The organism is Shewanella sp. 492 (assembly GCF_059338445.1).
On record NZ_CM181702.1, the window covers coordinates 3066659 to 3079869 of the forward strand.

Genomic DNA, 13211 nt, shown 5'->3' on the forward strand with positions numbered 1-13211 from the left:
TCACCAATCATCCGCCACACTTAAGGGGTTTGCCATGTTGGTTACATTTAAGACAAAGTACTATTCAGATATCACCATGTTTGGCGATGTTGCGACCCGTTTATTACAAATGATGGGCCACAGCACCACAGTGCCCGGCGCGATTTTGGCCGCTGACGTGCCTGCTGCATTACAAAAATTATCGGCCGCCGTGACGGCACTGCCAGCCGCTACCGAAGCGACTCGCGCGCAGCACGATGCCGATAAGGAGCAAGATGAAGATGCCCCAGATGTCAGCCTGCGTCACCGCGCCTTGCCGCTTATCGAATTACTCAAGGCGGCGCAAGCATCCCAAGACAACGTCATGTGGGAGTAACACCTTAAATCGGCTCGCAACGGGCCAATTCGGTTAGCAGCATTTCACGCCCCTCACTCTGTACATGGGATAAAAAGGCCTGCGCTATCGCCGAGGGCCGTTTCGATTTTAGCCACAAAAAATACCAGTTGGAGTTGATAGGCAAAGATTTCACCCGCAACTGTGCCAGCCCCATATGGCCACCAAACGTGAGGGTGTGGGCCGATAAGATACTCACTCCTAAACCAGACATCACCGAATGTTTAATGGCTTCGTTACTCTCAATGGTCATCTTCACATTGAGCTTAACGCCCTGTTGATTCATGAAATTTTCAATAGCTAAACGGGTACCTGAGCCGTTCTCACGCATTAAAAAAGGCGCATCACATAATTGAGCTAACGACACCTCAGCCTGCTGCACCAGCGGGTGTTGCTCATGGGCTATGGCAACCAACGGGTTATTAAAAAACTCGATACTCTCGGTATTTAGATCGCCCGGAGGATGACTAAACACATAAAAATCATCAATACCTTGTTTAAGGCGTTCGATGATCTGCTGACGGTTGCCCACATTTAATTGCACGCTGACATTGGGGTAACGCTCACAGAAGGGGCCTAATAAGTGTGGAATAAAATATTTAGCCGTAGTCACCACCGCCAAACGAAGTGTTCCCGACTTTAACTCCCCCATGTCAGACAATGACATCTCTAAACGAGAAAAACTGTCTAATACCTCGGTGGCAGTTTTCACCACCTCTAACCCTGCTTCGGTAAACACCACTTTTCTGCCCACGATGTTATACAAGGCCAGCCCGATCACATCGGCCAGTTTTTTTAATTGCATCGAGATTGTCGGCTGAGTCAGGTGCAATTGCTGCGCGGCGCCACTGACGCTGCCGCTATCATATACCGCTAACAAAATTTCCATCTGCCGCAGCGTGCCCAAATGAGCTTGTAATCTGAGTGACATGATTGCCCTTGTATAGATTCTTATCTATATATTAACCAATAAATATCTATTTTTATATATAACCTATTTTTGGCAAGATCACCGCATAAATTTAGTCGCCGAAATCTATCGGCTGCAAAACAAGCGAGGATAGGATGAAACAGATCATTGAGCAGATACGTCAGGACCGCGCGCTGTTATTTAGTTTACTCGTTGCCACAGGAGTGGGCGCACTTGGCGGTGTGGCTAGCATGCAGGGTCACAATGGTGGCGGACTGCTCCTGTCTGCAGGCGCGGTTTTCACCCTGTGCACTGTCACTCTTTTCAATCGACTCACTTCATCATCGCGCCTCCAACGTCAGCCTCTGACATCAACAACGCAGGTCAACATCACATCTGACTTAAGCAGACGCTAATATGCAACTCGACATTACTATCGCTTTTTTCATCTTAGGAGCGTTAGCCACATTGTTAAAATCCAATGTGCAATTTCCTAAGGCACTCTATCAAACTCTGACCCTGTTTTTATTAATCGCCATCGGCCTAAAAGGTGGCGTAGCGCTAGCCAAACATGGCTCTAGCGCACTATTACCCCAGTCGATGTGGGTCATCGCAATGGGATTAATATTACCCCTTATCGCCTTTCCCATTTTACGCTTTATCGGCCAGCTTAATCGCGCCGATAGCGCCTCGATTGCGGCCCATTATGGCTCGGTGAGCATTGGTACCTATGCGGTCGCGGTGGCATTTTTAGAATCGCAAAATATCAGTTATGAAGCCTATTTCCCGCTGTTTGTGGTGTTACTGGAGATCCCAGCGATTGCCGTCGGGATCGCCCTTGCCCAAGAAAAAGGCCAGCAGGTAAAGTGGCGCGTGTTACTGCATGAAGTGTTTTGTAATCAAAGCTTAATCCTACTTGTGGGGGCGCTGGTTATTGGCTACTGGGGCGCCGACCGAATAGGCTCTATCACGCCGCTGTTCTTTGACCTGTTCCATGGTGTCTTGGCGCTGTTCTTATTAGAGATGGGGATGATGGCGGCCAGTCGAATTCAGGCGCTAAAACAGATGGGCAGCTTTATTCTGGCATTTGGCGTGGCCATGCCCTTAATTGGCGGCTTTATCGGCTGTTTACTGGGGCTCTATTTAGGGCTGTCCAATGGCGGCGCTATCTTATTGGCCACCTTAGGCGCCAGCGCATCTTATATTGCGGTGCCTGCGGCGATGCGCGTTGCCATTCCCCAGGCCGACCATAGCCTGTCTGTCACCTACTCGTTAGCGATCACCTTCCCGTTCAACGTATTGGTTGGCATCCCCACTTACGCACTATTTACACATTGGTTAACAACTTAAGAGGCAGCAATGACACAAGCTAAAGTCGCCATAATTATGGGCTCACAGAGTGATTGGCCCACCATGAAAAATGCAACCTCAGTGCTCGATGCACTAAAGATAAGCTATCACACTCAAGTGGTATCGGCGCATCGTACCCCTGAGCGTCTGGTCGAATTTAGCCATAATGCGGCTAAAGAGGGCATAGAGGTGATCATTGCCGGCGCTGGCGGCGCCGCACATCTACCCGGCATGACTGCCGCGATGACCCACCTGCCCGTAATTGCGGTGCCGGTGTCGAGCAAATCCTTAAAAGGGATGGACAGTTTACTGTCTATCGTGCAAATGCCTAAAGGTGTTGCAGTGGCCACCCAAGCCATTGGCGAGTCGGGTGCCTTTAATGCCGGCCTGATGGCAGCGCAAATATTGGCATTAGGTGATAGCGCTTTAACTCAGCGGCTTATCGATTGGAGAGCCTCACAAACTGCCAGCGTGCCACTGGAGGTAGAATAATGCGTATTGGCATTATTGGCTGCGGTCAATTAGCCCGCATGCTGGCACTGGCTGGGCTCCCTCTGGGGCTCAAGTTTAGCTTTGTGGCCGATACAGGCAGCGATACCGATTTAAGCTGCGTTGAAGGTTTAGGACTGATTGCGCCATGGCAAGCGGGCGATAACCTTGCAGACCTTTATGATGCCTTAGGTCAGCCAGATGCTTTCACGGTAGAAAAGGAGCAGGTCGACCTTAACTTACTGCAAGGCTTAGCCGCTTTTTGCCGTATCGCGCCGAGCGTCAATAGCGTTGCCCATTGCAAAAGCCGTATCGAGGAAAAACAGCTGCTAGCCCGACTGCAGATCCCCAGTGCACCTTTTTGCTACGGTATCGACTTAGACCAAAGCGCTAAAGAGATTGGTCTGCCCATGGTGCTTAAATCCCTACATGACGGGTATGACGGCAAAAACCAGTGGCTAGTCAAAGAGGATAAACAACTAGCACAGCTTGTTGCCAGCCCACCCCAAACGGATTATCTGGCAGAGCAGTGGATAGCGTTTGACCGGGAAGTGTCGCTTATCGGTGTGCGCAGCACGACAGGCGAAACCCGGTTTTACCCGCTAACCGACAATGTGCACCATCAAGGGATCTTAGTGCGCTCCATCGCCCCAGCTCAGGGGATAACGCCTATGATGCAACAAACCGCCGAAGATTATATGCGGGCGATTTTTGACGCCCTGCCCTATGTGGGCGTGCTCGCCATGGAGTTATTTGTGGTGGGAGATAAACTACTGGTTAACGAGCTGGCGCCTAGAGTGCATAACAGCGGCCACTGGACACAGCTGGGCGCCATGACCTGTCAATTTGAAAACCACCTCAGGGCGATAGCCGGTCTGCCGCTAGGGGCTACGCAAGCTCAAGGCGCTACGGCAATGCTCAATTTACTGGGCACAGCTGCAGCGCCAAGGGAGGCGCTTACCGCCAATGCCAGTTTGCACTGGTATAACAAGACGCCGCAACCTCAACGCAAAGTGGGCCATATCAACATTAATGCCTACGACCATGCGCAATTACAGCAGCAGATCGCACAAGTTGAAGCTAGCCTACCCCGTTAGCGCCACTCGTCAGACAAAGGCGCTTTAGGGCTGTCGCTCAATCACACTTAATGCTGTGGTTGGGCGCCATTTCGGACAATATCTTTACCCGTATCAAACACCTCTTGGGTTACCCAACGGGCAAGCAATAACTTGTGGTTATTGCCAAACACCGCCACAAAGGGACGACCGTCGGCATTATTGGTCGCCATGCCAATCCCAACGACCCCTTCTAAACCTAACCCCCCCTGCTCAACAGCGGCAATAAAGCGGCGTAATTCGGCTAAATTATCGATCACATCGTGTTCATTATTCATCTATTCACTACTCTTGTCGTCACAACTGACCTGCATTGGCTCAAATGGAGCTGAGGTTCAGTCTGTATCTGTATCACTTTGAGCGGCGTACTTTACCGTAAAGTGGGGGACAATGTGAACTCTCAGTATTGCGCTATCATCATTGGCTAAGGCAGCAGATATTCTATTGCGGCCATTTATCTGCCACTTATAACTAATACTTGGGATCGATAGCCAAGTGTTATAACTAAAAATAACCTTTAGGGGTTTAACTGAGATTAAACATCCCGATATTAAGCAGTATCACGCCAGTAAAACCAAGGAAATCACATGACACAAGAGTATACGCCCCCTAAAGTATGGACAATGGATAAAGAGAGCGGCGGCAAATGGGCCAGTATTAATCGTCCCGACTCTGGCGCCAGACACCAACAAGTCTTGCCAGTAGGCAAGCACCCTTTGCAACTGCATTCGTTGGCCACGCCTAACGGCCAAAAAGTCACTATCTTGTTAGAAGAACTCTTGGCTAAAGGTGTTAGCGCCGCCGAATACGATGCCTACACCATAGATATTGGCGAGGGCGATCAATTCTCATCAGGCTTTGTCGCTATCAACCCTAACTCGAAAATTCCTGCCCTCGTCGATAACTCAGGTGATAAGCCGATAAGAGTGTTTGAGTCGGGCGCCATCTTGCTTTATTTAGCCGACAAATTTGGCCACTTTATCCCTAAAGATCACGCCGCCCGCACTGAGACACTCAATTGGTTATTTTGGCTACAAGGCTCGGCACCTTACTTGGGCGGCGGGTTCGGCCATTTCTATGCCTATGCTCCTGAAAAATTTGAGTACCCCATCAATCGCTTCACCATGGAAGTGAAACGCCAATTAGACGTGCTAGATAAACAGTTAGCCAACAACACCTACATTGCAGGCAACGAATACAGCATTGCCGATATGGCCATTTGGACTTGGTACGGCAACTTAGTGCTTGGCCATTTATATGATGCCGCCGAATTCTTAGCGGTAGACTCTTATTCTCATGTCGTTCGCTGGGCCAACGATGTCGCCGCCAGACCCGCAGTGCAGCGCGGTTGCATAGTCAACCGCACATGGGGCGAAACGTGGGAGCAACTCAATGAGCGCCACAGCGCCAGCGATATAGACCAAGTACTAAGTCTGCGCCCTTAGGCTAACGTCGCGTGGTTACGCCATGAATCGGTGGCTCGTAAGTTAAAACACATCATTAAAAAAGCGAGCCTTAGGCTCGCTTTTTTGGGGTCAAGCATCAACATCTGTTAACGCAGTTAATAGCGCCGGCCCATGCATAGACTCGTGGTTAGGCCCATGATTAAAGTCCAGCTTTGGCTTTACGGGCTTGATGCAGTTTCTTATAACTTTCAATCAATCGCAGGTGTGGCTCTATGCCTTCAAGCTGCATACTGGTTTGGGTTAAACCAGAGAAACGTATGTCACCGTTGACCGAGCCAACCACTTGCTCCATCACGGCTTCACCAAACATTCTGTTGAAGTTCTGGATGAAATGTTCAAGCGCCAACGCTTCGTCTAAAGTCACTTCCAATACCGCATTAACCGCTTGATAGAACAAGCCACGCTCAACCGTATTATCGTTAAACTGCAAGAAGTCGCCCACCAGCTCCAGCGCCTCATCATGAGCACCGAGTGCAAGATAGATAAGGATTTTAAGCTCAATAATGGTGAGCTGGCCCCACACGGTATTTTCATCGAACACGATGCCAATCAGGGTGCGAATATCTGTGTAGTTATCGAGCTGACTCTCTTCAAAACGATTGACTAAATCAACCAGCTCATCATCACTCAATGTATGCAGGTTTAAGATATCTTCACGGTAATCCAGCGCCTTGTTGGTGTTATCCCAAATCAAATCTTCGACAGGATAAACCTCTGAGTAATCTGGCACTAAAATACGGCAAACCGACGCGCCGAGTTGATCAAACTCAGCCACGTACACCTCTTTACCTAAGGTGTCTAAGATGCCAAACAACCCTTTAGCTTCCTCTTCGTTAGTGCCAGAGAAATCCCACTCGCAGAACTCAAAGTCATGCTTGCTGCTAAAGAAGCGCCACGAGATCACCCCAGTCGAGTCGATAAAGTGCTCGACAAAGTTTTCTGGCTCACTCACCGCCATGCTGTTAAAGGTCGGCTTAGGCACATCGTTAAGGCCTTCGAAGCTGCGACCTTGTAATAGCTCAGTTAAACTGCGCTCTAAGGCCACTTCGAAACTCGGATGCGCGCCGAATGACGCAAATACGCCGCCAGTTTTCGGGTTCATCAAGGTGACACACATCACCGGGAACTGACCGCCTAATGAGGCATCTTTCACCACCACAGGGAAGCCTTGCTCCTCAAGCCCCTTGATGCCAGCAAGGATACTTGGGTACTTTTCTAACACCTGCATAGGCACATCTGGTAGGACAATTTCTTGCTCGATAATTTGACGCTTAACCGCACGCTCAAAAATCTCTGATAAGCACTGCACTTCGGCTTCTTGCAGGTTGTTACCCGCACTCATACCGTTACTTAAAAACAGGTTTTCGATTAAATTCGACGGGAAATAAACCGTCTCGCCATCGGAGCGACGCGTATAGGGAATGGTGCAGATGCCGCGCTCAATGTTGCCTGAGTTGGTATCGATAAGATGCGAGCCACACAGCTCATCATCTGGATTGTAAATGTCTAAACAATAGTCATCGAGCAGGCCAGCAGGCAGCGCATCGTCATCGGTGAGCGCAAACCATTTCTCGTTGGGATAATGCACAAACTCGCTGTTGGCGATATCCAAACCGAAGAACTGGTCGTTATAGAAAAAGTTACAGTTTAGGCGCTCAATAAATTCACCCAATGCAGAGCATAATGCGCTCTCTTTGGTCGCCCCTTTACCATTGGTAAAGCACATGGGCGAGGCAGCATCACGAATATGCAACGACCACACATTGGGTACGATATTGCGCCATGATGAGATTTCAATCTTCATTCCAAGATCGGCCAAAATGCCAGTCATATTGGCAATGGTTTGCTCAAGCGGCAGATCTTTACCCAAAATATAGGTGTTCGCTTCGCCATCGGGCTGGCCCATCAACATGGCATTAGCATCGGCGTCGAGATTCTCAACCGTTTCGATTTTGAACTCGGGGCCGGTTTGCACCACTTTTTTCACGGTGCAACGATCGATTGAGCGTAAGATACCTTGGCGATCTTTGTCGGAGATATCATCTGGCAGCTCAACCTGAATTTGAAAAATTTGGTTGTAGCGATCTTCAGGATCCACAATATTGTTTTGTGACAGGCGAATATTGTCGGTGGGAATGTCACGCGCCTTACAATACACCTTAACGAAATAGGCCGCGCAAAGGGCTGACGAAGCTAAGAAATAATCAAAAGGACTAGGGGCAGAACCATCACCTTTGTAACGGATCGGTTGATCGGCGGTAACGGTAAAATCGTCAAACTTGGCTTCAAGTCTGAGATTGTCGAGAAAATTAACTTTGATTTCCATTGAATATATCCAGTGTCGTGCGCGGCCAAGCGGCCAAAAAACTTACATTGAGGTGAATTATCGGTGTTTTTGACCCATTAGTCTTGGGTTAATTACCAAAAAGCCCATTAAGTGAGTTAGCTCTCTGGCAATACAGCGGCTTGGGGCGTGGTTAAAGGTTACGCTCAGATTCGCGCTTCACCAGTAAAAAGGTGAGGTACATTTTGGTGGGCAGCGACAACACCATGCCGATAGCGACACATATCGCACTGATAATAATGCCATTAACGCCCATGGCCTCTATTGTCTCGCTAAAGTTATGTAAATAAACCCCTACACCAATAAGGCTAATGCCGAGCATAATGCAGCACTTGAGTAACAAGATAAGCTTCTCATCTGACATAACTTGTCCCTATTTTGAAGCAGATGCTCTTTTACGAAGGTTTTACCGCCCAGCATCACTTGCTTCTATATGGCGGGTCTGGCTTTCATCGCGTAATACCTAGACAGCTTAATATATAACAGTAGTGATAGAAAAATGAGGCTGCCACCTGCAAACTGCTGTAGCTGTAACTGCTCATCTAACATCAAAATACTCAGCAACATAGTCCAAATCGGCTCTAAAATCATCAGCAGTGCGGCCGTTTCCATAGTCACCTTGTACTGCCCTAGGGTTTGCAATAGGTAGCGTACCGATGTCGCTATCACCGTCGATATTATAAACCAGAATAGTAACTGCGCATTTAACTCAAAGGCGACAGGCTTAGTCAATGCCGCATAGACCAAGCCAACAACCCCAACGACAAACAGTTGAATACAAATCGAATCTAATGGTTTGATATTAAGGCTGATATTTTTATTTAATACAAAATGAACCGAAAGTAAGGCCGCGGCTAATAGAAAATACCACTGGCTCGGATCAACCTGCCAGCCCTTGGTGAGTATCAGTAACATCATGCCACAAATACTCACAGGCAAAGCCAGCCAAAAGGCACGATTGGGCCTGACTTGAAACAACAGCCAAGCGACCATGGGCGCAATAATCATCGCCAAACTCATGATAAAAGCCCCTTCCGACAAACTTTGGCTCATGGCAACGGCGTGAACCCAAACTTGCAGTGAGACCCCAAGAAAAATGCCGACACCGCCAGCGGACAACAACCGCTTAGCGTCCAATTTAACTAAATTTTTATAGCAAAAGGGTAATAGCAGCAGGCTGGCGAGTAAGAATCGCGCGCCGATAAACAGCTCTCCTGGCATATGAATCACTACCATTTTCGATGCAACCCAACCAACAGCAGCTAACAAGGTAGCAATAAATAGATACAACACTCCGCGCATAATGGGGACTCATATAAAGTAAGATTCAGCATCAATAGCAAGGCTGAAAGGGCGACGACATGAAACACCTAACACCATAATATGGCAAGTTTTTTAATCTGAACTTTGTTCATCTTTATTTGCGTAAATAGCAACCACATGGCTGTGGTTGCTATTTATTTCATCGCAGGTAACCCACCACCTTTATACTGGGTGCAAGGTAGCTGATGACACTTTAATGAGCATACTCAGGATAATCGATTAAGCCTTTTTCTGCCCCGCCAAACAAGGTCGCCGGATCGTGCTCAGCCCATGGGTAACCGTGCTTAATACGATAAGGTAGATCAGGGTTGGCCACAAAGGGGCGACCAAAACCTATCATATCGGCTAAACCGTCATTAAGGGTTTGCTCAGCTTTTTCAACATCATACTTACCAGCGTAAATTAATACTCCTTTAAAGGCTGCACGTACCGCCTGTTTAAATGACTGTGGCGTTTCTGGTGCATCGTCCCAATCCACCTCGGCAATGTGTAAATAGGCGATGTTATATTGATTAAGCAACGCTGCTGCCGCGGTATAGGTTTCAACGGGGTTCGCATCAACCGTGCCATTAAGTGATGTAAACGGCGCTAAACGTACCCCAACGCGATCGGCGCCAATGGCATCGACCACCGCCTCGACCACTTCGGCTAAAAAGCGCAGACGATTGTCGACACTGCCACCATATTCATCGGTGCGATGGTTGGCACCAGAGTCGATAAACTGGTTGATTAAGTAGCCATTGGCCGCATGCAGTTCAATACCATCAAACCCAGCTTCAATGGCATTGAGCGCTGCTTGACGGTACTCGCCAATCACCAGCTTAATGTCATCTTTGGTCATGGCCCGAGGCTCAACCACATCGACAAAGCCTGGCTCTGCCTTACCATTATCAACAAACACTTTAACGTTTTCAGCCTTAATGGCTGATGAAGAGATGGGCTGAGCCCCGCCGATATTATCGGGATGGGTGACGCGGCCCACATGCCACAGCTGGGCAAAAATCACTCCACCTTTATCATGCACTGCAGTGGTGGTTTTCTTCCAGCCATCAATTTGCGCCTGAGTGTAGATACCTGGGGTCCACGCATAACCTTGGCCCATGGCTGAGATCTGGGTGCCCTCGGCCACAATTAAGCCTGCCGAAGCACGCTGAGCATAGTAAGTGGCCATGATCTCATTAGCTTCATTACCCGGTTGGGTCGCACGTGAACGCGTCATGGGCGGCATCACAATTCGGTTAGCTAACGTGTAACGACCTAATTGCAAAGGTTGAAATAATGCCTGTTTCATCTTGCTGTTCCTCTGTAGTCTAGCCAGTGCGCTTGGCAATACCGTGCGCATTATCGACCTAGTTAATGGCTTTAGTGCACTTAATTAATGGCTTTAGTGCACTTAGTCGATGTGAATTGAGTCGCTTTGAATTTAGCCGAGCTGAATTAGCTCAATTTGATAACCATCAGGGTCGGTGATAAACGCAATATGAGTCTCGCCGCCTTTTACCGGCCCAGGTTCACGCGTGACTTTAGCGCCCAAGGCTTTTATCTTGTCACACGCCCCATAGATATCAGCAACGCCTAAGGCTAAATGACCAAAGGCATTGCCCATTTCATAGGTGTCAGTGTCCCAATTATGGGTTAATTCGATGCTAGTACCCTGCTCATCTGGATAGCCCACAAAAACCAAGGTATAGCGATACTCGGTATTGTCGGTTCTCTCCAGCACGCTCATCCCGAGCACCTTGGTGTAAAATTCAATTGATTTATCAAGGTCTTTCACCCTGATCATCGTGTGTAAAAATTTCATCGTTATACCCTATTCACGTGATAACCAATCTGATAGTCAGCCAAGCCATAAGCCTCTGCGCCTATGTGGCTGACTCATTGAATAGCGATATAGTACGACAAGAAAATAAGTTCGTATAATTATCAATATTTATATTAATCATCACGATTTGTTATCAATAAACGCGGGCAGTCTGGGTAGCTATAACCATGCTCCAAGTAGATCAACACAATACTCCTACAAACAAAGATTGCTGCAACGCCTGTTACCTAGCAAAGATATGGTGCGTATGGAATAACCAATTAGTTTGATTGCTGTGATCTAAAGTTGCGATTTGGCGTATAATGTCTGGCTGGCAAAAATGTAAGTGCTCCTTCCCTAAATTAAGTCCCAACAATTAAGGTATGAATTAGTGAATGTAATTAATCGTCTGTATTCTGGCTTCGCGCTACTCTTGTTGATCATGCTGGGCATCACCCTTTTTGGTTTATTCAAGATCAGTATCGCCGATAAAAACCTCACCCAACTGTCCGATCAAACGGCAGTAGAACAGCGCCATGCCATTAACTTTCGTGGCAGCGTGCACGACAGGGCCATTTCGATTCGAGATGTGGTGCTCGCCAAGAACGAGGCTAAGTCAAACGAACATAAAAATGACATTGGCCGCTTAAATAGCTTCTATCAGCAATCCGCCACCGTACTCGATGCCATGTACGCAGCAGTGCCCCACAGTGCTGAAGAGCAAAAGTTAATGCGCTTGATTAAAGAGATTGAGCGCTCGACCCTCTCCTTAACTGATAACTTATTGACCATGATGCGCGATGGGCGTAAAGCCGACGCCACCGATTACTTAATTACTACAGTTTCACCGGCATACACCGAATGGCTTAAACGGATCAACAACTTGATTGATTATCAAGAAATCGCGATACAACAACAGGTTGCCACAGCGCGTGAACAAACTAATAGCTTCCAATGGATCATGTTAGTCGTGACAGCGATGGCTATCATCATCGGCTCTATTGTGGCGGTCAGTACCGTTAACCGCTTAAAACGACTGATGGGTGGCGAGCCCGAATATGCCGCTTTGGTTATCAAAGAGATTGCATCAGGTGATTTAACCACTCAGGTTAAGTTTCATACCCCCAATAGTATTTTAAGTGCGTTACAAGACTTAACCGACCATATGTCGGGTTTCACCAAAAATTCGATAGCAGCGGCTAATGAGCTGCTCAGTGCCTCTAACGAATTATTGCTCACAGCAAAATATAACGAAGAGTTGATCGTTAACCAAAAAACAGCTACCGAACAAGGCGCAACCGCCATCAATCAGATGTCATCGACGGTATCAGAAGTCGCCAGCCACACCAGTGATGCCGCCAGCCTAGCGCAAACGGCCATGAACGAATTTACCGCCGGACAAAACGAAGTCAGTAAAACCCAGTCAAGCATCAATGCCCTTGCCGATAAAGTCAGTGAGGCCGCCGAGGTGATCAATAATCTGTCGCAAGACAGCCGCCAGATTGAGACTGTGTTAGAAGTGATTCAAGGCATTGCCGAGCAAACCAACTTATTGGCATTAAACGCAGCCATTGAAGCCGCCAGAGCAGGTGAGCAGGGGCGTGGTTTTGCCGTGGTGGCCGATGAAGTGCGCAATCTTGCTCGCCGCACTCAAGAGTCGACCGGCCAAATTCAAGCGGTCATTGAAAAGATGCAAGGCAACTCGATGAATGCGGTAGAGGTGATGAATCAAGGCACACAACAGGCAGAGGTAAGCGTCGAGCAAGCAAAGTCAGCTGGTGAATCACTGACGGCGATTAATCTTTCGGTCACCCAAATCAGCGACATGAACACCCAAATCGCCACGGCGGCAGAAGAGCAATCTGTGGTTGCCTCTGAAATCAACCGTAACTTTAGCCAGATAACCCACTCAGCGTTACTGGCTGAGGAGCAAGCCAGCAAAATCACGCTAGCAAGTCAGCAGCTTGAAGATCTGGCAAAAACATTGGAGCACAATGTTCGCCAGTTCAAAACCCTGTAGTTAGCAAGAGTCGCTCG

The 13211-nt window shown here is 48.2% G+C and carries 14 protein-coding genes; 7 read left to right on the top strand and 7 right to left on the bottom strand.

Features of this window, described 5'->3' with window-relative positions; all coding sequences use genetic code 11:
• The first annotated feature begins 34 nt into the window (after nucleotides 1-34).
• Nucleotides 35-355, top strand: a complete 321-nt coding sequence (locus AC5YBX_RS13520) for a DUF1840 domain-containing protein (protein ID WP_494523841.1) — start codon at nucleotides 35-37, stop codon at nucleotides 353-355.
• Nucleotides 356-359: 4 nt separating this feature from the next.
• On the opposite strand, the gene AC5YBX_RS13525 is transcribed toward AC5YBX_RS13520, so the two are convergent.
• Nucleotides 360-1304 (bottom strand): LysR family transcriptional regulator, encoded by a 945-nt coding sequence (locus tag AC5YBX_RS13525; RefSeq protein WP_494521075.1) that lies wholly within the window; start codon nucleotides 1302-1304, stop codon nucleotides 360-362.
• A gap of 134 nt (nucleotides 1305-1438) precedes the next feature.
• Here AC5YBX_RS13525 and AC5YBX_RS13530 point away from each other — a divergent pair, with 134 nt between their 5' ends.
• From AC5YBX_RS13530 to AC5YBX_RS13545, 4 genes are read left to right on the top strand one after another with little or no spacing between them, the layout of a single operon-like run.
• A complete protein-coding gene (locus AC5YBX_RS13530) occupies nucleotides 1439-1699 on the top strand; it encodes a hypothetical protein (RefSeq protein ID WP_494523842.1) in 261 nt (86 codons plus the stop codon).
• Between the two features lies 1 nt (nucleotide 1700).
• Nucleotides 1701-2633, top strand: a complete 933-nt coding sequence (locus AC5YBX_RS13535; protein WP_494521073.1) for a sodium-dependent bicarbonate transport family permease — start codon at nucleotides 1701-1703, stop codon at nucleotides 2631-2633.
• Between the two features lie 9 nt (nucleotides 2634-2642).
• Nucleotides 2643-3125, top strand: coding sequence for a 5-(carboxyamino)imidazole ribonucleotide mutase (purE, locus tag AC5YBX_RS13540; RefSeq protein WP_494521072.1), 483 nt, complete (start codon nucleotides 2643-2645; stop codon nucleotides 3123-3125).
• Nucleotides 3125-4219, top strand: coding sequence for a 5-(carboxyamino)imidazole ribonucleotide synthase (locus AC5YBX_RS13545; protein ID WP_494523843.1), 1095 nt, complete (start codon nucleotides 3125-3127; stop codon nucleotides 4217-4219). Before purE ends, AC5YBX_RS13545 begins: the two co-directional genes overlap by 1 nt.
• A gap of 47 nt (nucleotides 4220-4266) precedes the next feature.
• On the opposite strand, the gene AC5YBX_RS13550 is transcribed toward AC5YBX_RS13545, so the two are convergent.
• On the bottom strand, nucleotides 4267-4515 hold the full coding sequence (locus AC5YBX_RS13550) for a hypothetical protein (protein WP_475514669.1): 249 nt from the start codon (nucleotides 4513-4515) through the stop codon (nucleotides 4267-4269).
• A gap of 309 nt (nucleotides 4516-4824) precedes the next feature.
• Here AC5YBX_RS13550 and yghU point away from each other — a divergent pair, with 309 nt between their 5' ends.
• Nucleotides 4825-5682 carry a glutathione-dependent disulfide-bond oxidoreductase gene (gene yghU, locus AC5YBX_RS13555; protein ID WP_494523844.1) on the top strand — a complete coding sequence of 286 codons (858 nt, stop codon included), beginning with the start codon at nucleotides 4825-4827 and terminating at the stop codon, nucleotides 5680-5682.
• 160 nt (nucleotides 5683-5842) lie between these two features.
• Here yghU and AC5YBX_RS13560 read toward each other — a convergent pair whose 3' ends face one another.
• From AC5YBX_RS13560 to gloA, 5 genes are all read right to left on the bottom strand, one after another.
• On the bottom strand, nucleotides 5843-8029 hold the full coding sequence (locus tag AC5YBX_RS13560; RefSeq protein WP_494523845.1) for an OsmC domain/YcaO domain-containing protein: 2187 nt from the start codon (nucleotides 8027-8029) through the stop codon (nucleotides 5843-5845).
• Nucleotides 8030-8180: 151 nt separating this feature from the next.
• Entirely contained in the window at nucleotides 8181-8411 is a 231-nt protein-coding gene (locus AC5YBX_RS13565; protein WP_494521068.1) for a hypothetical protein, read from the bottom strand.
• Between the two features lie 65 nt (nucleotides 8412-8476).
• A complete protein-coding gene (locus AC5YBX_RS13570) occupies nucleotides 8477-9349 on the bottom strand; it encodes a DMT family transporter (protein ID WP_494521067.1) in 873 nt (290 codons plus the stop codon).
• A 214-nt stretch (nucleotides 9350-9563) separates the two neighbouring features.
• On the bottom strand, nucleotides 9564-10661 hold the full coding sequence (locus AC5YBX_RS13575; protein ID WP_494521066.1) for an alkene reductase: 1098 nt from the start codon (nucleotides 10659-10661) through the stop codon (nucleotides 9564-9566).
• Nucleotides 10662-10793: 132 nt separating this feature from the next.
• Nucleotides 10794-11174 (bottom strand): lactoylglutathione lyase, encoded by a 381-nt coding sequence (gene gloA, locus AC5YBX_RS13580; protein WP_494521065.1) that lies wholly within the window; start codon nucleotides 11172-11174, stop codon nucleotides 10794-10796.
• A gap of 391 nt (nucleotides 11175-11565) precedes the next feature.
• Here gloA and AC5YBX_RS13585 point away from each other — a divergent pair, with 391 nt between their 5' ends.
• A complete protein-coding gene (locus AC5YBX_RS13585) occupies nucleotides 11566-13194 on the top strand; it encodes a methyl-accepting chemotaxis protein (protein ID WP_494523846.1) in 1629 nt (542 codons plus the stop codon).
• Nucleotides 13195-13211 lie beyond the last annotated feature (17 nt).